Annotated in this window: 19 protein-coding genes; 5 read left to right on the top strand and 14 right to left on the bottom strand. The window is 66.4% G+C overall.

Features of this window, described 5'->3' with window-relative positions; translation table 11 throughout:
- Position 1: 1 nt before the first annotated feature.
- From ABFT43_RS01220 to ABFT43_RS01155, 14 genes are all read right to left on the bottom strand, one after another.
- Positions 2-1,129 (bottom strand): MlaD family protein, encoded by a 1,128-nt coding sequence (locus ABFT43_RS01220; protein WP_347958586.1) that lies wholly within the window; start codon positions 1,127-1,129, stop codon positions 2-4.
- Positions 1,129-2,112: an MlaD family protein gene (locus ABFT43_RS01215; RefSeq protein WP_347959238.1), complete on the bottom strand. Its 984-nt coding sequence runs from the start codon at positions 2,110-2,112 to the stop codon at positions 1,129-1,131. Before ABFT43_RS01215 ends, ABFT43_RS01220 begins: the two co-directional genes overlap by 1 nt.
- On the bottom strand, positions 2,109-3,119 hold the full coding sequence (locus tag ABFT43_RS01210) for an MlaD family protein (RefSeq protein ID WP_347958585.1): 1,011 nt from the start codon (positions 3,117-3,119) through the stop codon (positions 2,109-2,111). The genes ABFT43_RS01215 and ABFT43_RS01210 overlap by 4 nt, the downstream gene beginning before the upstream one ends.
- Positions 3,119-4,204, bottom strand: coding sequence for an MlaD family protein (locus tag ABFT43_RS01205; RefSeq protein WP_347958584.1), 1,086 nt, complete (start codon positions 4,202-4,204; stop codon positions 3,119-3,121). The genes ABFT43_RS01210 and ABFT43_RS01205 overlap by 1 nt, the downstream gene beginning before the upstream one ends.
- Before the next feature lies 1 nt (position 4,205).
- On the bottom strand, positions 4,206-5,069 hold the full coding sequence (locus ABFT43_RS01200) for an MlaE family ABC transporter permease (RefSeq protein WP_347958583.1): 864 nt from the start codon (positions 5,067-5,069) through the stop codon (positions 4,206-4,208).
- Positions 5,070-5,077: 8 nt separating this feature from the next.
- The gene (locus tag ABFT43_RS01195; RefSeq protein ID WP_347958582.1) at positions 5,078-5,938 is read right to left on the bottom strand and encodes an MlaE family ABC transporter permease; all 861 of its coding nucleotides are present in this window, start codon (positions 5,936-5,938) and stop codon (positions 5,078-5,080) included.
- Positions 5,939-6,441: 503 nt separating this feature from the next.
- A complete protein-coding gene (locus ABFT43_RS01190) occupies positions 6,442-7,077 on the bottom strand; it encodes a TetR/AcrR family transcriptional regulator (protein WP_347958581.1) in 636 nt (211 codons plus the stop codon).
- A gap of 194 nt (positions 7,078-7,271) precedes the next feature.
- Entirely contained in the window at positions 7,272-8,792 is a 1,521-nt protein-coding gene (locus ABFT43_RS01185; RefSeq protein ID WP_347958580.1) for a class I adenylate-forming enzyme family protein, read from the bottom strand.
- Positions 8,793-9,007: 215 nt separating this feature from the next.
- Positions 9,008-10,198, bottom strand: coding sequence for an aromatic ring-hydroxylating oxygenase subunit alpha (locus ABFT43_RS01180; protein WP_347958579.1), 1,191 nt, complete (start codon positions 10,196-10,198; stop codon positions 9,008-9,010).
- A gap of 182 nt (positions 10,199-10,380) precedes the next feature.
- Entirely contained in the window at positions 10,381-11,610 is a 1,230-nt protein-coding gene (locus ABFT43_RS01175; protein ID WP_347958578.1) for a cytochrome P450, read from the bottom strand.
- Positions 11,611-11,844 (bottom strand): ferredoxin, encoded by a 234-nt coding sequence (locus tag ABFT43_RS01170; RefSeq protein WP_109237562.1) that lies wholly within the window; start codon positions 11,842-11,844, stop codon positions 11,611-11,613.
- Between the two features lies 1 nt (position 11,845).
- A complete protein-coding gene (locus tag ABFT43_RS01165; RefSeq protein ID WP_347958577.1) occupies positions 11,846-12,715 on the bottom strand; it encodes an SDR family NAD(P)-dependent oxidoreductase in 870 nt (289 codons plus the stop codon).
- A gap of 371 nt (positions 12,716-13,086) precedes the next feature.
- Positions 13,087-14,586, bottom strand: coding sequence for an aldehyde dehydrogenase (locus tag ABFT43_RS01160; RefSeq protein ID WP_347958576.1), 1,500 nt, complete (start codon positions 14,584-14,586; stop codon positions 13,087-13,089).
- 218 nt (positions 14,587-14,804) lie between these two features.
- Entirely contained in the window at positions 14,805-15,233 is a 429-nt protein-coding gene (locus ABFT43_RS01155; protein ID WP_347958575.1) for a hypothetical protein, read from the bottom strand.
- Between the two features lie 73 nt (positions 15,234-15,306).
- Between ABFT43_RS01155 and ABFT43_RS01150 the strand changes: the two genes are divergently transcribed.
- The 5 genes from ABFT43_RS01150 to ABFT43_RS01130 are packed head-to-tail and all read left to right on the top strand — an operon-like array spanning position 15,307 to position 21,779.
- Positions 15,307-18,300 carry a Na+/H+ antiporter subunit A gene (locus ABFT43_RS01150; RefSeq protein WP_347958574.1) on the top strand — a complete coding sequence of 998 codons (2,994 nt, stop codon included), beginning with the start codon at positions 15,307-15,309 and terminating at the stop codon, positions 18,298-18,300.
- Positions 18,297-19,097: a Na(+)/H(+) antiporter subunit C gene (locus tag ABFT43_RS01145; protein ID WP_347958573.1), complete on the top strand. Its 801-nt coding sequence runs from the start codon at positions 18,297-18,299 to the stop codon at positions 19,095-19,097. The genes ABFT43_RS01150 and ABFT43_RS01145 overlap by 4 nt, the downstream gene beginning before the upstream one ends.
- Positions 19,094-20,707, top strand: a complete 1,614-nt coding sequence (locus ABFT43_RS01140) for a Na+/H+ antiporter subunit D (RefSeq protein ID WP_347958572.1) — start codon at positions 19,094-19,096, stop codon at positions 20,705-20,707. Before ABFT43_RS01145 ends, ABFT43_RS01140 begins: the two co-directional genes overlap by 4 nt.
- Positions 20,704-21,519 (top strand): Na+/H+ antiporter subunit E, encoded by an 816-nt coding sequence (locus ABFT43_RS01135; protein ID WP_347958571.1) that lies wholly within the window; start codon positions 20,704-20,706, stop codon positions 21,517-21,519. Before ABFT43_RS01140 ends, ABFT43_RS01135 begins: the two co-directional genes overlap by 4 nt.
- Positions 21,516-21,779: a monovalent cation/H+ antiporter complex subunit F gene (locus ABFT43_RS01130; RefSeq protein ID WP_347958570.1), complete on the top strand. Its 264-nt coding sequence runs from the start codon at positions 21,516-21,518 to the stop codon at positions 21,777-21,779. The genes ABFT43_RS01135 and ABFT43_RS01130 overlap by 4 nt, the downstream gene beginning before the upstream one ends.
- Positions 21,780-21,790: the final 11 nt, after the last annotated feature.

Here is a 21,790-nt window from a genome sequence, read left to right as displayed (position 1 = left end):
CTCACAGACCAGCCTTCTGTAGCAGGATCGTCAGTGGGTTCACCGAGGTGGTGCCACCCTTGGACTGATCGCACGCTCCGCCGAGCGCCTTGCACTCAGCCTTGCTGAGCGCGACCCTCGGCGCGACGTACGGCACCGACAGCGCACCGGTGGCCGACTCCTGCTGTCGGATCGCGGCCGCGACCGACGGGGTCACCCCGAGCAGCTCCTTCAGCTCCGGCGCCCGCTTGGCGCCGTAGGCGATGATGTCTTCGACCGGGCCGTGGAGAATCGGCCAGAGGTCATCGCCATAGTTGCGCTGGATGTCGTAGAGCAGCGCGATGGTCCAGCCGACGCCCTGGCAGAACCGCGCGACGTCGTAGAACAGGGTCGTGCCCAGCGCCGTGACGCTCGGCGCCTGCTCCATGATCGACATGATCTGGTCCCAGTTCTGGACCGCCGCGTCGGTCAGCGGGGCCATGTCGCGGATCGACGAGCCGATGTCGGCGATGAACCCGTCTGGGTTCTGGGCCGCCCGGGCCGCGTACTCGAACATCCTGGCCGCCTGCGTGCCGGTGCCGGCGAACGCACGGTCGGCGCCCTCGAGGACCTTCTGCAGGTCATCACCACCGTTGTCGCTCAACGCCTTCAGGAAGTCTGACGCCGATCCGGCCACCTCGGAGATCGACTTCGGGGTGAACGCGTTGTCCACACCGATACAGTCACCCTCGACGAGCACCGGCCCACCGTGGTAATTGCCCACCAACTCCAGACTGCGGTCAGCCAGAAGCGACTTCGAGCGGGTGACGGCCTTGACGTCGGCCGGGTACCGGCGGCCCGGGTCGAGCGAGAACGTCACCCGGACATGGCTGCCGCGGTTCTCGATCTTCTCGACCTTGCCCACCCGCATGCCCATCTGGGTCACCGGGTTGCCCTCGTACAGGCCGATCGTGTCCGGGATGTCCACGCAGAAGCCGTCACCGCCGGCCATGTCGGGTGCCACGTCACGTGCGGATGCGACGCTCAGTCCCACGGTGGCAGCCACGGCGAGCATGGCCGCAACGGTTCCCACCACGATGGCACCGCGTCGGCGCCTCGTCGCGCGATCGGCGTCGGCCTGCGGGACCGCGCCTTTCGGAAAGCCTTTCATCAGCAGTTCCTTCCCGGGATCGGAATGCAGACGTTCTCGGTCCACAGCGCTCCGCCGCCGACTTCCCTCATGCCCTGCGGGGTCAGCCACTCCGCGAGTCGTCTACGAGTCGCCACCAGGCCGTCGATGGCCGGACCGAGCTGCTGCTGGAGACGCTGGATGGTGTCCTTCATCTGATTCACCTGCTGCGCGACGAGCTCGCTGTGGCCGAGGTAGAAGCGCATGAACGGGCTGAGCTTGTAGAGGACGTTGGCGAAGAGCTTGTAGGCGTAGTTGAAGCCCGTCGAGTTCACGTGATACGTGCTCACCACCTGGTCGATCTTGCGGATGAGCTCGAACACGAATTCGCGGTTGCCGTTGAAGGTCTGCAGATACTCCGCGGCGAGTGCGGCGATCTGGTGGACCTGGCCGCGCTGCTTGTCGAAGACCTCGGTGACCGACTCGAGGCCGTTCACGATGGATCGCAGCGACGTGTCGTTCGTGCCCAGGGCCTTTGCCACCTGGTCGAGGTTGGCGTTCACCTCACCGGCGTCGACGGTGTCGGTGGTGTCCGGGACAACCTGGATCACGTCACCGATGGAGTACGGCACGCTGACCCGTTCGGTCGGGATGGGACCGCGCAGTTCTTCCCGGCCCAGCGGGATCATCGTGATCGCGTAACCGCCCACGGGCGTGAGCATGCGGACCTCGAGACGGGTCTGATCGCCGACAAAGGTCTCCTCGTCGATGCGTGCGGTGACGGTCACGCGATCCGCTTGGAGTGCGAGGTCCTTCACCTTGCCGATGCTGATGCCGGCGACCCGGATGTCCTGCCCGGGTTCGATCGCGGAGGCATCGGTGACCTCGAAGGCGATCGTCTTCTGGCCCGGCGGACGCAAGTAGACGACGCCGAGGGTGACGAGCACGGCGGCGACGAGGACCAGGACCACCGCGCCGATGACTCCGTCGTGGGTGGCGAACCGGTGCAACCGGTTCTTCTTCATCGCTGGCACAGGACCACCTCACTACCGTTCAGGAGGACACGGACGTCGGCCGGAATGTGGGCACGTCCCTTGGCGCACTGCTTGGAGAACGACGCCCGGGTGTCGATGCCGCGGAGTCCGGCCAGCGCGTTCGGCATCATCTGGAAGGAGTTCAGCGCTTCCTCCATCGACTCGAACGAGGTCTGCAGGAACTCGTCCACATCGAAGTTCTCGTTGATGCCCAGCGCCACCAGCAGGCGCTCGACCGGCTCGAACAGCGCCGGTCCGTTGGCCGCGGTGACGGCGAACTCGTCGAGCACCGTCATGGCGTTGCTGATCGGCAGGTCGACGGCCTCAAGGAAACCCATGACCTGCGGCGACCGGCCACCCATGGTGTCGGCGATGCGCGCCAGATTCGCGGTGAGCGTGGAGATCAGCTGCTGCCGGTTCTTGGCATAATTTGCCAGCTTCTGGGTGCTTTCCAGCATCGGGCCCAGACCCGAACCGTCACCCTGCAGCAGCGCGATCGCGTTCTCGCTGAACTTGTTGACCTCGTCGGCGTCCATGGTCGTAAGCACCGGCTGCAGGCCGTTGAACAGCCCGGTGATGTCGAACGACGGCACCGTCTGCGACGTCGTGGCGTGATTGATCATGCGCCCGGGTTTCTCGTCCTGCCGGACGTCGAGATACCGCACACCGGTCAGGTTCTGGTACTTGATCGCCAGCTTGGTCGTCGAGGTCAGCTTCTGGTCGGAATCCATGGTGAATTCGACTCGGGCAAAGGGCTTTCCGTCTGCATCGTGTTCGAGTTCGACGGACTTGACCTTGCCGATCCGCTTGCCACGGAAACGGACGTCGCCGTTGGGGTGCAGACCCGAGGCATCGGTGAAGTCGGCGCGGTAGGTCACCATCTCGGCGTCCACGGGATTCCGCATCGCGTTCACCACCAGGATGAACAACAAGACGGTGATGACCGCGACCACGGCCACCTTCAGGCCCGAGAGGAGTGTCTGGCGGGACGTGAGCATCAGTTACCTCCGGTCCGCGGGCCGGCGACGACGCCCATGCTGGTCAGCGGCCCCGCGACCGCAGGCATGGCGTCGAGGAGCAGCCGCAGCTGCAGCGTCTTGGCCTGATCGGTGCCCTTGAACGTGTTGCGCAACTGGTCGATTGCCTTTCGTGTCTTCTGCATCGTCCCGCCGCCACCGAGCATGTTCGGCATCGGGTCGAGGAGATACTTCAACGAGGTGACCGCGGGAGTGAGATCCGTTGCATGCGAACCGAGCAGCGTGCCGATCGCACCGAACAATCCATCGGCGGCCACCGTGAGCGAGCGGTCCATGAGGTCGTGGTAGGCAATGTCGACGCCGCGCGACCCGTCGGGCAGCTTGTTGAGGACGTTGTTGCTGATGGCATCGAGGAGCTTCATCGCCTCGACGTTGAAGGCCGGGAACGCCTCGGCGAGTTCGTTCACTCGCTTCAGCAGTGTGCTCGGCATCTGGCGCTGCGTGCGTGCGATCTTGTCGGTGAAGATGACACCCGACTCGATCAGCGGCGCAAGACCATTGGCGTAGCGCATGACCTTGTCGAGGCTGTCGATCATGTCCCGGGTCAGCGTGCCGTCGACGACGATCGAACTGCGCTCGATCATGGTCGACATCGTGAAGTCCGGCGCCTCCTCACGGCGGATCGTCTGACCGTCACGAAGACGCGAACCGCCGGGCTTGGCGACGAGATTCACCGCTGTCACGCCGAAGTAGTTCTGCGGACGGTAGTCCAACTCGAACGCGTCCGTGAGGCTACCGGCCGCCTGCTCATCGAGCACCACGTCGACGTGGACGACCCCCGGCTCCGAGGAATCGATCGAGGTCACCTCGCCGACCTCTGCGCCACGCAGCAGAACACGACTGCCGTTCTCGACACCGGGACCGAGCGCGGGCAGGACGAGATGCAGGTCTGTTCCTTTCGGCGCGGTGGCGCGCGGATAGACGTACGAGAACGCCGTCACCGCGACGATCAGCACCACCAGCGCCGACAGACCGGCGGTGACGAGCAAGCGGGACTGACCCCGGGCGTTTCCTCTGATGAAGTCCTGACTGCTGTTCACCGACATGTCAACCCCTGAACGGAAGGACCGGATTGAGGCCCCAGATGGCCACGGTCATGAGGAAATTCAGAACCACGATGGCGACCAGGCTCGCGCGGATCGCGCGGCCTGATGCAGCGCCGACACCAGCAGGGCCACCCGAGGCGAAATAGCCGTAGTAACAGTGGATGAGGGTGATCACCGCGCAGAAGATGAGGGCCTTGGCCACCGAGGCGAGCAGGTCCGGGATGGTGAGGAACTGCGCGAAGTAATGATCGTAGGTGCCCTCGGGCTGGTCGTGAAACAGCTTCACGATGAGTCCACCGGTGATGAAGCTGACCACCAGCGCCATGAGGTAGCTGGGCAGCACCACGAGCATGCCGCCGACGAGACGGGTGCCGACCACGAACGGGATGGCACGCAGGCCCATCACCTCGGTCGCGTCGATTTCTTCGGAGATACGCATTGCGCCGATCTCGGCGGTCATGCGACAACCCGCCTGGGCCGCGAAACCGATACCGGTGATGATCGGCGCCACCACGCGGATGTTGCCGAACGAGTTGATGATTCCGGTCAGGGCACCGAACCCGAGCAGGTCGAAAGCCATGAAGGCCATGATCGCCACGACCGACCCGACTGCGATGCCGAGGAAGAACATCAGGCTCACCACGCCGCCGTCGACGATGATCGAGCCGGAACCCCAGGCCATGTCGTTCATGGTCTTGAAGGTTTGCTTGCGGTAGTGCCGGATCGTGGTGGGCAGCAACGCGAACGTCTTGCCCACGAACACGACGATCTGTCCGAAGGTCGCCAGTGCCGAGGTCACGCGTTCGTTGACGGAGCGGCCAATCCGGGCGATACCGGATGTGGCCGTGATGGTTTCGGTCGTCATCGCCTACCTCACGCGAGCTGGGCCGGGAAGAACATGGCCTGCAACTGGCTGACCGCCATGTTCGTCATGAAGATGCAGAGAACGCTCAGGACCACCGAGGCGTTGACCGCGTTCGCCACGCCTTTGGGTCCGCCCTTGGCCTCGAGCCCGCGCAGACTCGCGATCACCACGACGATGAAGGCGAACAGCACCGCCTTGAGGACCGAGAACATCAGGTCGGTCGGCGTCGCGAAGGTGCCGAAGGACTGCCAGAAGCTGGCCGGCACCACGTCGTTGACGTTGGCCGCGATGGCCAGGCCGGCGCCGACGCCGGAAGCGATGATCATCACGCACAACGCAGGGGCGATGGCCAGCATGGCCAGAAAGCGCGGCACGATCAGGCGCTGGACCGGATTCACGCCGATGACGCGCATGGCCTCGATCTCCTCGCGGATCGACCGGGCGCCGAGGTCTGAGGCGATCGCCGAGGCTGCGGCTCCACTCATCAGCAGACCGGCGGCCATCGGCGCGCCCTGGTTCACCACGCCGAGACCCGACGCCGCACCCGCAAGGGAGTTGGCACCCACCTGGTCCATGACGCCACCAACCTGGACCGACACCTCGGCGCCGATCGGAACGGCCATGAGCAGGGCAGGGAGCGCGGTGACCTTGAACAGCTTCCACATCTGGTCGATCACCTCACCCCCGGCCAGCCGGAGGGTGAAGGTGTCGCTGAGCGCAAACCGGATCATCTCGAGCGCCAGTCGCGCCGAGCGGCCAATGGTCGCCAGGCTGCGCGAGACCCGGTCGGCGACGCCGGCGCCGAAACGGCGCAACGACTCGACACCCGGGACTCCCGGACTGCGCTCTCCCAGAGCACTGACAGTCATCAACGTCCTCTCGAATTCACGGGGGTGGTGACTCGCCGGACTCGGGGCGGTACGACAACCACGCGACCCGGCGCGCGACGGGGCACCTCAGGACTTCCCCGTGCACCGGCATCGTCGTGAGCGCTTGAGATGTCTTCCCCGACACGGACTGCACACACTGTGCGCCTAACGTCTTTAGGTGTTTCAGTGTGACGCCCACCACTTGAAGCCGTGCCAAGGCTAGCAGACATGAGACGTTCGCTGTCAAGTGTCAGCAGCTCGAAATCTGTCAACTACTCCAAAGTGCCTGCTAGTCGCCTGACTTAAACACGAATTACACCTATACCCATTAGATAAATGACCTGAGGTCCCGTCGGTTCGCCCCCAGATCGGAAAGCCCCCGTACACAGAGTGAGCGAAATCGCGCCTGCGGGCGCCTGGACAGGACGCCCGGCAGCACCAGAAACGTCGCGGCGGCCGCCCTCGAGAAGGACCGAGCGCCGCGACGGGATTATGAGAACGGATCAGGCCTCGGCGACCGCCGCCGGCACCGCGGAGGGCAGGAAGCCCGGCAGCACGAAGTTCCGAAGCATCTCGCGATGCTCGGGATCGTCCGGGTCGTCGAAGTCCAGCCGGCCGACGAGGATGAACTGCACGAGTGCGATCCAGTCGGCCATCTTCTCCTGGTCGACGTCGTCGCGGATCTCGCCACGCTCGATCGCCTCGTCGATGACCGGACCCCACATCTCGGCGGTCAGCCGGGCGGCGAGACCTGACGCGCCGACCAACGGCTCGGCCATCTGCATGTGCTCCGGACTGACGAGGAGGCGGATCAGCGGATCACGGCGCCCGCGGTCGACCAGATAGATCAGGCCCTCGACGAGCTTGTCGGAGAAGGCGTCATACTGCTGCAGGTACTTGCGGGCCTTGTCGAACAGCATCCGTGAGCGGCGTTCGATGATGGCCGAGATGAGGCTGTCGCGGTCCCCGAAATAGCGGTACACCGTCGGCCGGGAGACGCCGGCCTCACGGCCGATGTCGTCCATGGTGGTCTTGTTCACGCCAAATCGCTGGAAAACCCGCTCGGCAGCGACCATGATCTGTTTACGGGCCTCCTGGACATCCTCACTGAGGACGTTGCCCGTCTTCCTGCGCGCCACGTGTGCACCTCCCAAACCTGATGTTACAGCGGACAAAATGTGTCTGCCGTCCGCCGTTCCGATGATTCCGGCCACTGCCCGCAGCCGGTGTGGAGGAGCACCCACGCACACGCCGGCGGCCGAGGTGCGGATCTCCTCCGCGCCCTCGGCCGTCGCATCCCGCGCGTTCTGCTCCGAACGCGCACGCACCCCTCTCAGCGCACGCGTGCGAAGCGCGTGTCCACGTCCTTGTACTCGTCGCGGATCATCGTCTTCGCGATCTTGCCGCTGGGCAGTCGCGGCAGCGGATCCTGACGGATCACCACGTACCGGGGCACCTTGAAGTCGGCGAGGACCTTTTCGCAGTGCTCGATGATCTTCTTCTCGTCGACCTCTGGCGAGGCGGTCACGATCGCGGCCGGTGTCTCGCCGAAACGATCGTCGTTGGCGGCGATGACCGCAACCTCCTGGACGCCCGGGATCGCACCGATCGCGATCTCGAGCTCCACCGGCGAGATGTTGATGCCGCCGGAGATGATCAGGTCCTTGAGGCGGTCGACGAACTTGATCCGACCCTCCTCGTCGGCGACGCCGAGGTCGCCGCTGTGCAGCCAGCCGTCACGCAGCGCCTGGGCGGTGGAATCCGGATCGTTCCAGTAGCCGGGAGTGACCGACGGCCCCCGGACCACGAGCTCACCCTCCTCACCGGGCGCAGCCACCTCACCCTTGTCGTTGAACACCTTGACATCGGTGAAGATCGAGCCCGTACCGCAGCGATCCGGGAACTCCAGGGCCTCTTCCCGCAGCGTGGCGGTGGCGACGCCGCCCGCCTCGGTCATGCCGTAGATCTGACGGAGGAGGACACCCTTGTCCGCCCAGCGCTTCAGCAGCGGCACCGGCACGGCCGCGCCACCGACGATGGCGGTCTTCAGCGAGCTCAGGTCCGCGTCTTCGAACTCCGGAGCGCGGGAGATGGCCTCGAAGATCAGCGGCACGCCGAAAATCGCCTGCACGGAATGCTTTTCGAGGAGCTTGACCGCATTCGACGGGTTCAGCTCGGGCTCGACGACCAGCGTTCCGCCGAGGACGCCGGTGATGAGCAGGCCGTACACCAGGCCCGGGGTGAACGCCAGCGGGAGTACCAGCAACGTGGTGGTCCCCGGACGGAAGCCCTCCTCCGTGAGGGTGTTTTCGAAGACGATCGACATCAGCGTCCGGTTGGTGAGGATGACGCCCTTCGACAGACCGGTAGAGCCACTGGTGAACTGGATGGCGGCGGGCTCGTCGGGGTCGCGGTCCACGCGGAAGTCGTCGGCGCCGCCCTCGCGCAGCGCCTCGAGGTCGGCGTAGGGAACCACCGTGAAGGATTCACCGATGGCCGCGGTGTCCTCGGCGAGCTGCTCGAAGCCCGGAGCCACGATCACGACACTGATCCCCGCATCATCGGCGATCTTGCGCAGCTCTGCCGGACGATAGCGACTGTTCAGCGGCACCAGGACGCCGCCGGACTTGAGCACACCGTGCGCCGCGACCGGCCACTCGAGCGAGTTCGGGCCGAGCAGACCGACGCGATCCCCGGGCTCGACGCCCTTGGCCTCCACGAGGGTGCGGGCGATGCGGCTGCTCCAGTCGCGCAGCGCGCGGTAAGAGATCTCGGACTCGGAGAACACCACCGCGGTGGTGTCCGGCTTGGTGCGAGCCCACCAGTCGAGTGCCTTGCCGATGGTAGCGGTCATGATCGTACTTTCTTCTAAGCCAACGGAAATTGAGTTGGGGGGTTCCGATGCGTGGGGGCGCCCACGGCGGAAGGGGAGGTGCGCCGCGGACTTCGCGGGGCCCGGTGGACGGGCTGCCAGGATTCACCTAACGGCTATAGGATAAAACGGATGCGGGGCCCGCGGGCCGGATCGGTGAAATCGCGGCCCGCGGCGCCGGAGGTCATCGATCTCCGTCAGGAGCGGGCGGCGGCCTCGGCGCGCCCCTGGGCGACGAGCTTCTTGGTCTCGCGACGGAACACGTGGTTTGCGACCTCGTTTCGGCCGAGCAGCATGTCGCCGGCGTCGGCGCTGCCCATCACCACCTGCGAGTCACGTAGCAGCGGGAAATCCTCGTTGTGCAGAACGGCGAGCAGGATCTCCCAGTTCTTGTTCCACAGGTGATCCCAGCGCTCCGGGTCCATACCGCTGTCCTCGACGGTGGGGACCATGAGGCGCTGTTCCATGCGCGATTTGCCCGGATCGGTCGGATGCGGACGGAAGGTCAGCAGCTGGAAGTGGTCGGGCTGGCGGAGCAGGGTGCTGTTCGGCCCGAGCCAGTGGGTCTCGGTGACGTACTTGTCTAGCGGCCGATCACCGGGATCCTCTTCCAGGAAGCGGTCGATCGACTTGCGCGGCGCGATGAAGCGGCAGTGCCGACCGAAGTCCTCGAAGGCCATCACATTGGTGTGGATGATCTTGCCCGCGGTGTTCGGGTGCGCGTACTGGATGTGATAGCCGTCCAGGAACGCGTCCTGCATGATCTTCCAGTTGGTCGGCTCGACGAAGCCGGCCGCACGGTAGCAGACGAGCTTGTCGAGCTCGTAGCCGGCGAGCATCGGGTCGATCTCCGGACCCAGCCACGACGCCACGTCTATGTCGGCATTGGCGTTGTCGACGACCCAGATGAAGCCGTGGCGCTCCTCGGTCGGAATCTCGATGAGGCCGGTCTCGGACCGGTCCACCTCGCCGAAGGTGTTGTCCCGGGTGATCGTCCGCAGCGAGCCGTCCGGGTCGTACGACCACCGGTGGTAGGGACAGGAGAAGATGCGGCAGCGACCCTTCTCCTCCTTCTCCAGCATGGCTCCCCGGTGGCGACAGTGATTCACGAAAGACTTGACGCTGCCGTCCTTCTGGCGCACCACGATGATGTTGTTACGCGGCATCGCAACGGTGATGAAGTCGTTGGGACGCGCGATCTCACTGCCGTGTGCCACGATCGACGGCACGCGGCCGAAGATGTAGTCGCGCTCCTCCTTCGCCAGCACCGGGTCGGTGTATTCCCCCGGCTCGAACTGCGCGATCTCGTCGTACTTGTCCGTCGTCTCGTTGCGCAGGAGGTCAAGGGCGCGCCGGATGCGATCTTGGCGTGGAAGCGAAGTGGTCATGATTCCCTCCGGGGAGGAGCGTTGTCTGCGAGATGGATACGAGTCACCCGGGCTGCGGGGTGGCTCATCCTTAAACCTACAGCAATAAGGTTTAGCGGGCAATGGTCATCGTTCCTCGATGCCGGTGCGGCGGGCGAGTGCCAGCCCGCCGCACCGGTGTCCGAGGGGACCGAATGGGCTGGTCAGGCCTCCGGGGTGAACCGGATCGGCATGCGAGCGCAGCCGCGCACCTGGCTGGCGTGGAACACCGGCGGGTCCGATTCGACGAGCTCGAAATCGGGGATGCGACGCAGGATCTCCTCCAGCGCGATGGTGAGCTCGATGCGCGCGAGGTGCGAACCGATGCAGCGGTGCGCGCCGCCACCGAAGGCGAGGTGCCGGTTCGGGCGCCGGTTGACGTCGAACACCTCCGGATCGGCGAACTCCTCGGGATCGCGGTTGGCCGTGCACATCAGGACGATGAGCTGCTCGCCCTCGCGGATGAGCTGACCGCCGAGTTCGACGTCGCGGGTGGCGCGACGGCCCGGGACGACCGGCGATTCATAGCGCAGGATCTCCTCGACCGCGGACGGGATCATCTCCGGGTCGTCGATGACCATCTGGCGCTGTTCGGGGTTCTTCGACAGGTGCAGGATCGACCAGGACAGCGCACCCTGTGTGGTGTGCAGGCCGGCGATGAGCAGCAGGAAGAACATGCGGTTGAGCTCTTCGTCGGTCAGCAGGCGGGTGCCGTCCTCGAACTCCACCTCGCTGTGGATAAGCTGCGAGGTGACGTCGTCGCCCGGGTTGGCGCGCCGGTCGTCGATGACCTTCTGGAAGTATCCGAACATCTGCATGCCCGCCATGGCACGGGCTTCCAGCGACTCCTGTTCGGTGCCACCGGGCTTACCGAACAGCACGGTGTCGGTGGCCTCGGTGAACAGCGGCGCGTCCGACAGCGGCCAGTCCATCAGGGCCAGGAAGATCCGTGCCGGCAGCTCGTGGGCGAACTCCGCGACGAATTCGGCCTCACCCTTCTTCGCGAACCCATCGATGAGCTCGTTGACGACGTCGCGGACCTCATCGGAGAGCTTCTTCATCCGGGCCGGACCGAACAGCGGCTGCAGCGCCTTGCGGTACGAGGTGTGCTCCGGCGGGTCGAGCTCGATCGGGATGAACTTGCCGAAGGCCTCGTTGGTGACGAGGTTGTTGGGGTAGCTGGAAAAGGTCTCGTGGTCGCGGAAGACCTCGTGCATCAGTTCGTAGGAGGTGACGATCCAGTGTCCGCCGTAGTGGGGCGAGAAGACGATCGGGCCCTTCTCGGATAGTTCACGCCCGATTTCCTGGAATCGATCGACCGGAGCCGAGATGGACAGGTCGTAGACGTCGAAGTCGACGGTGACGTCCTCTCGGGACCGTTCCGTTGTAGTCATTTACTGATCCTTGGAGTTCGTGGAATTGGTGGGCTGCAAGGCAAGCGCCCGTTCGGGACACATCGCGATCGCCTCGTTCGCCAGAGCGATCTCCCCGGCGGCGAGCGGACGCTCCGGGACCACAGGGTCGCCCTGATCGTCGGCGTCGATCAGATCAGGGGCGACCCCGTAGCACAGGCCATGCCCGGCGCACGCCACGCGATCCACGGTGAGAGTGGGCTGCGTGGAGGACATCTCAGGCGTTCGGATTCTTCTGGTCGAGATCTTCGGGGAACCACATGCCGACGCGCGACAGGGTTCCGCCGTCGCCGGACCCGATGACCTGGCCGGACATGTAGGCCGAGTCGTCGGAGGCCAGGAACAGCGCGACCTTGGCGTTGTCGAGCAGTGACGGCGGGCGGTTCAGCTTCAGCGGGATCGGCGAGACGAACGGATCCCACGGTCCGGCAACCTCTTCGTAGGACTGGCCGACGACCGGCGAACCCGGGGGCATGAGGAAGTTCGGCGACATGCCGTGGGTCGGGGCGATGCCGTTGACGCGGATGCCGAACGGACCGAGGTCGAGACTGAGGCCGCGGACCAGACCGTTGACGCCGGCCTTGGTGGCCGAATAGAGCGCGATCTGGTGATAGGCAACGAAAGAAGCGGCCGACGAGGTCGCGATGATGGTGCCGCCCCCGTTGCGCTTCAGGTGTGGGACCGCCGCCTGCGCGGTGAAGATGACACCCGAGAGGTTCACGCCGAGGACGTTGTTCCAATCCTCCTCGGTGAGGTCCTCGAAGTCGACGTGCTCGCCACCGGCGACGGTGGGAACACCACCACGCGAGACGATTCCGGCGTTCGCCCAAGCGATGTCGAGCTTGCCGAACTCTGCGACGGTCTGATCTACCGCGGCGGTGATCTCGTCCTTCTTGGAGACATCTGCGGTGATGGCGATGGCCTCGCCACCCTGCTGCTCGACGAGCTTGACGGTTTGTTCCGCGCGGTCACCGTCGATGTCGACGACCGCGACCTTGGCACCCTCGGCCGTGAACAGCTGTGACGACTGGCGGCCGAGGCCCGAGCCCGCGCCGGTGATCAGTGCGACTTTGCCTTCGAGTTTCATGTTCGATCCTTGCTCTGGGGTTGGGTGACAGACCTGCCGATGGCGTGAGAGGTGTCAGGGGCAGGCTGGCCGACGTGGTGGAGAACGCACGTCATCGAGATGAGGTGAGGCGCATCGAGTGGGCATTCCTGCTGTGATGCCCGCCACCTTCATCACTCACGGTAGGACGTTTTACATGAGACGTCAAGCGATATTTGTCAGCAGCTCCGGATTTTCTTTTTTGTTATTTCGCAAGGGTTTTCAGACGACGACGACCAGGCGTGGGTCATCACGCCTGGTCGTCTTCACTGGTGGTTGCGGCCGCCCGGCGAGCCCGGAGAGGATTGCCGTGCGGACGTCTGTTCAGTTGTGAGAACCGACCGGCCCGGGACTCAGGCGTCGGCCGGCGGCGGGGCCGGCAGGTGCACGGTCTTGATCTCGAAGAACTCCTCGAGGCCCTCGGGGCCGCCTTCGCGCCCGACGCCCGACTGCTTGTAACCGCCGAACGGGAGGGTGAAGTCGAGCACCGAGGTGTTCACGTTCACTGTTCCGGTCCGAATCCGTTGCGCCAGCTCGAATCCCCGCTCCAAGTCGGCGGTGAAGACCGCACCCGAGAGGCCGTACACGGAGTCGTTGGCGATGGCCACGGCGTCGTCCTCGTCCTCGTAGGTGATGATCGATATGACCGGACCGAAGACTTCCTCCTGGGCGATCCTCATGTCGTTGCGGACGTTGTCGATGATGGTGGGCTGAACGAAGAACCCGGTGTCGCCGACGGTTCCGCCGCCGTAGACGACCTCGCCACCCTCGGCCTTCGCCGCCTCGATGTAGCCCAGGACACGGTCGCGGTGCCGTGCCGAGGTCAACGGCCCGAGGAAATTGGTCTGCTCCCAAGGGTTTCCGATCGGGATCATGTCCAGCGCCGCCTTGTACGCGGCGACCACCTCGTCGTGTCGCTTGCGCGAGACGAGCACACGGGTCAGCGCGACACAGGCCTGACCGGACTGCATGCAGCCGCCCATCGGCAGGTGTGTCATCACCGTGTTGAGGTCGGCGTCGTCGAGGATGATCGCAGCGGACTTGCCACCGAGTTCGAGCGACACCTTCGCGACCCGGTCGGCGGCCAGGCCCATGATCCGCTTGCCGGTCTCAGTGCTGCCGGTGAAGGTGATGTGGTCGACCCCTGGGTTGATCACCAGCGACTCGGAGACCTCGCGGTCGGCGGCCAGAACGCTGAGTACGCCTTCGGGTATCTTGCCCTCGTCGACGAGTTCGGCGATCACGTCGGCGAAGACCGACGGCGACAGCGGCGCCTCGGGCGAGGTCTTGAGGACCACCGAGCAACCGGCGGCCAGGGCCGGGATCACCTTGAAGGCGATGCTGCCGATCGGGCCGTTCCACGGGATGATCGCGGCGACGACACCGGTCGGTTCCTTGACGATGCGGGAGACGCCGCCGTCTCCGCGCCGGCGCTCCTCGACGATCTCGACCTTGCGGGCCTCGGCGGCGACCGCACGATAGAGGCCGAGCACCATCTGCTGGGTCATCGCACTGACCGGGGCGGTGACACCCACCTCGACGATGCCGAGAGTGGTCAGCTCGGGGATGCGCGCCTCGAGCCGGTTGGCGATCTCGTCGATCACGTCGGCACGTTCGGCGGGCGACCTGCGGGCCCACTCGCCGCGCTCGAAGGCCGCGCGGGCCGCGTCGACAGCGCGGGCCATGTCATCGGCGGTCGCACTGCGGACGCGGGCCGCCGTGCGCTCCGAGTACGAATCGACCACGTCGATCCATTCGTCACCGGTCGACTCCACCCAGCGTCCGCCGATGAACACCTTGTCTCGGTCGGCGATGGTGGCGAGCGGATCGGTCACCTGTTCGGTCGTCGTCATGGACTGCTCCCTCGATCTTCGTCTGCGTGCCCGGGCGCCGCCCCGTTCCCTGACGGCGGCACGTGAGTCGGCCCTGTGAACCGAGTCACAGGGTGAACCGGGTCACATGGAAGCGTAATAACCGAAAGGCGTTAGGTCAACACCTGACATATTCTGTTATTTGTCTCGTAGCTGGCGATAGACTTCTCCCCCGAACACGAAAGGCTGAGAGTTGCCGACTAGCCGGCGTTGACCAGGTAGAACACCGACGATCCGCCGCCTGCGGCCTGGGGCGAGGCGCCGATCTGGACCCAGTAGGTCACCCCGTCCTTGGACGCCGACAGCACGACCACGGACTGGCCGCCCTCGGTCGAGCGGTGTGATTCGGCGAATCCGGACTCGATGAGCTTTTTCGTCGCGACGTCGAGCTGGTTGCCGCCGTTGGCCGGCCCCTGGACCGTCACCTCCCAGCCGTCGGCGCGGCTGCCGCTCGCGGATAGGACGTGCCCGTCGATCAGCGGCACCTGGGTGACGGGGAAATCGGACGGCAGCGGTACACCCTCCGGACCGGCCTGTTCGTCGTCGCCGCATCCCGCCAGGACAGCACCGATCACGGCCGTCGCCACGAAGAACACAAGGAGCCGCCTGAGCCAGTCGAACCGGAACATACGGGCAACGGTAAAGTAGGCGGCGCGGGTGTTCGCCCGTGACACCCCGCCGGGAGAAAGACGGAGTGCCCTTTTGATTTCTGTGTTGGCTGCGTTGGCAGTGTGTGCGCTCGTCGCGCCCGCAGTCATCCACTGGATCGGCACCCGAGGTTTCTACCTTCTGGCGCTCGCCCCGCTCGGGGGCCTGGTCTGGGTGATCCTCCACTGGCCCGACCACGAGGCCGGCGCCGCGGTCGTGGAGACGGTGAACTGGGTTCCGTCGCTGCAGATGGACATCGTCACCAGATTCGACACCCTCGCCGCGATCCTGTCGGTGCTCATCCTCGGTGTCGGCGCCCTCGTCCTCTGCTACTGCGCCCACTACTTCGACGATCCGCGCCCCCGCGTCGCGATGTTCGGCGGCGAGATGATCGCCTTCGCCGGCGCCATGCTCGGCCTGGTCGTCAGCGACAACATGCTCGTGCTCTACGTGTTCTGGGAGCTCACGACCGTGCTGTCGTTCATGTTGGTCGGCTTCTACGGCGTCCGCGCGACGGCCCGCCGGTCGGCGACCCAGGCGCTGCTGGTCACCACCTTCGGCGGCCTCGCGATGCTCGTCGGCATCATCATGCTGGGCGAACGGGCCGGCAGTTACCTGCTCTCGGAGATCATCGCCGCGCCGCCGTCGGGCGTGTACGTCGAGATCGCGATCGTGCTGCTGCTGATCGGCGCGCTGAGCAAGTCGGCCATCGTCCCGTTCCACTTCTGGTTGCCGGGTGCCATGGCCGCCCCCACCCCCGTCAGCGCATACCTGCACGCCGCGGCGATGGTGAAGGCCGGCATCTACCTGATCGCGCGCCTCGCGCCCGCGTTCTCGATGACCGCCAGCTGGAAGATCGCCGTGGTCGGTCTCGGCGCCTTCACGATGGTGCTGGGCGGCTGGCGCTCGCTCCGCGAACTCGACCTCAAACTCATCCTCGCCTTCGGCACGGTCTCCCAGCTCGGCTTCATGGCCGTGCTGGTCGGCATGGGTGACGCCAACGTCGCGATGGCCGGCCTGGCGATGCTCGTCGCGCACGCGATGTTCAAGGCATCGCTGTTCATGATCGTCGGCATCATCGACCACGCGACCGGCACCCGCGACGTGCGCAAACTCGCCCGGCTCGGGCATCGGCTCCCGGTTCTCGCGATCACTGCGGCCGTCGCGGGCGCGAGCATGGCCGGCCTGCCGTTCACCTTCGGTTTCATCGGCAAGGAGACCGCGTTCGCGTCGGTGTGGGACACCGGTGCGCTCACTCCCCTCGAGGCACACACCGTCGACCTCGTCCTGCTCCTCGGTTCGGTCATCACCTGCGCGTACACGCTGCGCTTCCTCTGGGGCGCGTTCGGCCGCAAGGTCCGTCACACGCCGTCGCCCGCGGTCGCCAAGATGCACCCGCCGACCTGGGCGTTCTACATCTCGCCGGTGGTCCTCGCGCTCGCCGGCGTCGCGTCGGGCCTGGTCCCCGGACCCATCGGCGACCTCTTCGAGCCGTACACCGAGACGCTGGACACCTACGGCCACGAGATCGAGCACCTCGCGCTCTGGCACGGCTTCGGGCTGCCGGTGGTGTTCTCGATCATCGTCATCATCGGCGGCGCGGCCCTGTTCATCGTCATCCGCCGCCTGCGTGACCTGCTCTTCCGCTACCGCCCGCTGGTCAACGCCGACCGGATCTACGACGCCGCGCTGCGCTCGGCCGACACCGTGTCGTTGCTGCTGACCCGCAACACGCAGCGCGGTTCACTGCCGATCACCCAGGGCGTGATCCTCTGCACCGCGATCCTGCTGCCGATGATCGTGCTGTTCCTCGGCGCCCGCGATCGCCTGCAGTTCGACAGCTCGGCGACCGCGCCGCAGATCGTCATCGGCGGCATCATGATCGCCGCGTCGGTGGCCGCGGTGGTCCTGCGCAATCGTCTCGCGGCGACGCTGGTGGTCGGCGTGACCGGCTACGGATGCGCGATGATGTTCGCGCTCTACGGTGCCCCCGATCTCGCGCTCACCCAGTTCCTCGTCGAGACGCTGACCCTGGTGATCTTCGTGCTGGTGCTGCGCAAGCTCCCCGCCGAGCCGGAGAAGCGGCACGCCACCGGGTTCAAGCCCCTGCGCGCGCTCATCGGCCTCGCCTTCGGCGCGGCCCTGGTCGTGATCGGCATGTTCGCCGCGTCGGCGCGCTCGACCGAGCCGCTGCAGGTCGACCTGCCGGCGGCCGCCTACGAGTACGGCCACGGCAAGAACGCGGTGAACGTGCTGCTGGTGGACATCCGCGCCTGGGACACCCTCGGCGAGGTGTCGGTGCTGATCGTCGCCGCGACCGGCGTCGCCTCGATGGTGTTCCGCAACCGGCGCTTCGGCGCGGCGCCCCGCGTGGCCGACGCGATCCGCCTGCAGGCCGGTCTGAGCGGCGACGACGATGACGACGACCCGATCCCGCCGGACCGCACGACCTGGCTGCTCGGGTCGGGACTCCGCGATCCGCGGCACCGGTCGATGGTCCTCGAGGCGACGACCCGTCTGCTGTTCCCGACCATGGTCGTGCTGTCGGTGTACTTCTTCTACGCCGGTCACAACGCGCCCGGCGGCGGTTTCGCCGGCGGTCTGGTGATGGGTCTGGCGCTCGTGCTGCGCTATCTCGCCGGCGGACGCTACGAGCTCGGTGAGGCGCTGCCCATCGAACCCGGACGCATCCTCGGCGCGGGTCTCGCGACGTCGGGCGCGACGGCCGCGGCGTCGTTGTTCCTCGGCGCGCCCGCCCTCTCGTCGGCCGTCTTCGAATTCACCGTCCCGGTCCTCGGCCACATCAAGTTCGTCACCGCGCTGTTCTTCGACCTCGGCATCTACCTGATCGTCATCGGTCTGGTCCTCGACGTGCTGCGCAGCCTCGGCGCGCGTCTGGACGTCGAGTCGACGGTCGCGAGCGGCGGCCTGCGGTCGCTGAGCGCGTCGCAGAGCATCTCGGTCGGTCGCTCCGGCCGGGTGCCGGCCGGGACCGACGAACCGAATGCCCAGAACTCCGCCGGCGGGAAGGATCAGGTGGCCCGATGAGCACCAGTCTCCCGCTCCTGTTGATCGTCGGCGCGATGGCCGCCTGCGGCGTGTACCTGCTGATGGAACGCAGCCTCGTCCGCATGCTGTTCGGCCTGCTGCTGTGCGGCAACGCACTGAACCTGATGATCGTCGTGATCTCCGGCGGCATGGGCAATCCCCCGATCCTCGGTCAGACGTCGGAGAGCCGCCCCGGCGACGCCGATCCGCTGGCTCAGGCGATGGTCCTGACCGCGATCGTGATCACGATGGGTGTCGCGGCGTTCGTGCTGTCCCTCGTCTACCGGCTGTTCGTGATCAACCGTGACGACGACGACGTCGAGGACGACACCGAGGACGTCAAGATCAAGACCGGCTCGCTGACCACCGCGCCCGACCGCGACCGCAGCGACGACCCGGTGACGCTGTCGGACACCCCGACCGGCGACTACTTCGACGACGCGGGCAATCCCCTCACCCCGGAGGAGGTCGCCGAACGTCACCGCCAGCTGCACGAGACGGACATCATGCCCGACTCGATCAGCGACGTCGTCGACGAACTCGGCTCGGAGGACGAGGGCGACGACGAGGACACCTACCTCCCGCCCGGCGACCCGGATCTCGTCGGCGAGAAGGTGGCCGACGACGACTCCGACGAGGCACGGGTCATCGACGCCGACGGCGACCCGATCACCGAGGGGGCCGCGTCCGACGACCAGGCCACCGACGGCTCGTCCGAGAGCGACGGCACCGACGACGGCCCCGGCAAGAAAAACGCCGGCCAGAAAGACACCGACAGCGAGGGAGGCGGCCGATGATCCCGCAGCCCTCCTGGATTCCGGTCCTCATCACGCTGCCGACGCTGGTCCCGCTCCTCGCCGCGGCCCTGACGCTGCTGATGGGCCGCAGCCCGCGCGTCCAGCGCGTGGTCACGATCGGCGCGATCTCGGTCGCGCTCGCCGCGTCGGGCATGCTGCTCTACCTCACCGACCAGCACGGAACCTTCGCCGTCGCGATCGGCGGCTGGGGCGACAAGGGCTATCCGAACGGTCCACTGGGCATCACGCTGGTCGTCGACCAGCTGGCCGCGCTCATGCTGGTCGTGTCGACGATCGTGCTGCTGTGCGTCGTCGTGTACGCGATCGGTCAGGGTATCCGCGACGGCACGGCTCAACAGCCGACATCGATCTTCCTGCCCACGTACCTGATCCTGACCGCCGGCGTGTGCAACTCGTTCCTCGCGGGCGACCTGTTCAACCTGTACGTGTCGTTCGAGGTGCTCCTCACCGCGAGCTTCGTGCTCCTGACGCTGGGCGCCAGCGCCGAGCGCGTCCGGGCCGGCGCGTCGTACGTGATGGTGTCGATGGTCTCGTCGCTGATCTTCCTGGCAGGCATCGCCTTCGCGTACGCGACCACCGGCACGCTGAACCTGGCCGAGATGGCGGTGCGCCTCGACGACGTCTCCGACGGCACCCGCAACGCGCTGTACGCGGTACTGCTCGTGGCGTTCGGCATCAAGGCGGCGGTGTTCCCGCTGTCGACGTGGCTGCCCGACTCCTACCCGACCGCACCCGCTCCGGTCACGGCGGTGTTCGCCGGTTTGCTGACCAAGGTGGGTGTGTACGCGATCGTCCGTGCGCACACGCTGCTGTTCCCGGGTGGGTCGATGGACACGGTGCTGATGGTCGCCGGCCTGTTGACGATGCTCGTGGGCATCTTCGGCGCCATCGCGCAGTCCGACATCAAGCGTCTGCTGTCGTTCACGCTGGTCAGCCACATCGGTTACATGATCTTCGGCATCGCGCTGTCGTCGGAGCTGGGCATGTCCGCGGCGATCTACTACGTCGCGCACCACATCCTCGTGCAGACCACGCTGTTCCTCGTCGTGGGCCTCATCGAGCGGCAGGCCGGTTCGGCGTCGCTGCGTCGCCTGGGCGGCCTGATCGCCAGCCCGGTGCTGGCCGTGCTGTTCCTGGTGCCCGCCCTGAATCTCGGCGGCATTCCACCGTTCTCCGGTTTCATCGGCAAGGTGGCGCTGCTCGAGGCGGGTGCGCAGAACGGCTCGGTGCTCGCCTGGATCCTGGTGGCCGGATCGGTCGTGACCAGCCTGCTCACCCTGTACGTGGTGGCGCGTATCTGGACCAAGGGCTTCTGGCGTCCGCGCGCCGACGCGCCGGAGGGCGAGCTCGCCGACCAGGGCCCGTCGGCGCTCATCGACGAGCGCGACGACGGCGCCTACTCCGACCGCGAGGACGTCGGTCGGATGCCGGTCGCGATGGTGCTGCCCACCTTCGCGATGGTGGTCGCCGGCCTGGTTCTCACGCTGTGGGCGGGCCCGATCTTCGACTTCACCGACAGCGCCGCCACCGATGTCGTGCATCGTGGCGTGTATCTGGAGGCCGTGCTGGGTGGAGGTGAGTCGCGATGACGCTCGGACCGATCCCACCCGCGACCGACCGAACGAGGCGGCGCACGCCCGTCGTCTCGACCAAGGGTCCGGTGCTGTCCCTGATCATCAACACGTGGCGGGTGTCGTTCCTGTTCGTGGTCTGGCACCTGACCGCGTCGCTGGTGTGGCTGCGCAACCACATCCGGCTGCCCGCGTGGCTGGGCGGCGATGGCCGCGAGGTCGCGGTCCGGCTGTGGACGATCGCCTGGCTGACCTTCGTGTGGGTCCTGTTGTGGGGGTCGCTGTCGTGGGCCAACATCATCGCCGGCCTGGTGCTGTCGATCGCGATCCTCACCCTATTGCCGCTCCCCCGGGTGCCGGTCGAGGGCCGCATCCACCCGTTGTCGGTGGCGCAGCTGGTTCTTCGGCTGGTCAGCGACTTCTTCGTGTCGAGCGTGCAGATCGGGTGGATGGCGATCCGACCCGGCCGGCCGCCGCTGGGCGCGGTGATCCGCGTGCGGGTCGCGATCAAGTCCGACATGGTCCTCACCCTGGCCGTCGACTACCTGAACCTGGTGCCGGGCACGATGGTCCTCGAGATCGACCACCGTCGGCGCATGCTCTACGTCCACGTCTTCGACGTGCGGTCGGAGAAGAAGGTGCGGGCCTTCTACGACCAGATCGCCTACGTCGAGCGCATGTTCATCAAGGCCTTCGAGCGTGACAGCGAATGGCATCCGAGCCCGTACCACGGAATCGACGAGGACTTCCACCACGTACGGCCCATCCAGCCGGTGCCCGGGGCCGAACCCGCCGACAACCCGGCCGACACAGATCGGAAGGAATCATGAGCGTCGTCTGGACGATCGCGACGGCGGTGTTGCTGATCGCCGCGATTCTGACGATGGCCACCGCGTTGCGCGGACCGTCCACGCTCGACCGCCTGGTCGCGCTCGACGTCCTGATCGCACTGTGCATGTGCGGCCTCGGTGTGTGGGCGGCCTACAGCCGCGACTCGACGGTGGTGCCGTCTATCGTCGCGCTCGCTCTGCTCAGCTTCGTCGGGTCGGTGTCCATCGCCCGTTTCCGCGTCCGGGACGATCAGAAGTGACGTCGGCAGAA

The organism is Gordonia aurantiaca (assembly GCF_039939235.1).
Taxonomy (GTDB): Bacteria; Actinomycetota; Actinomycetes; order Mycobacteriales; family Mycobacteriaceae; genus Gordonia.
The sequence above is the reverse complement of the archived record's forward strand: the minus strand, read 5'-3'. Positions and strand labels throughout refer to the sequence as shown.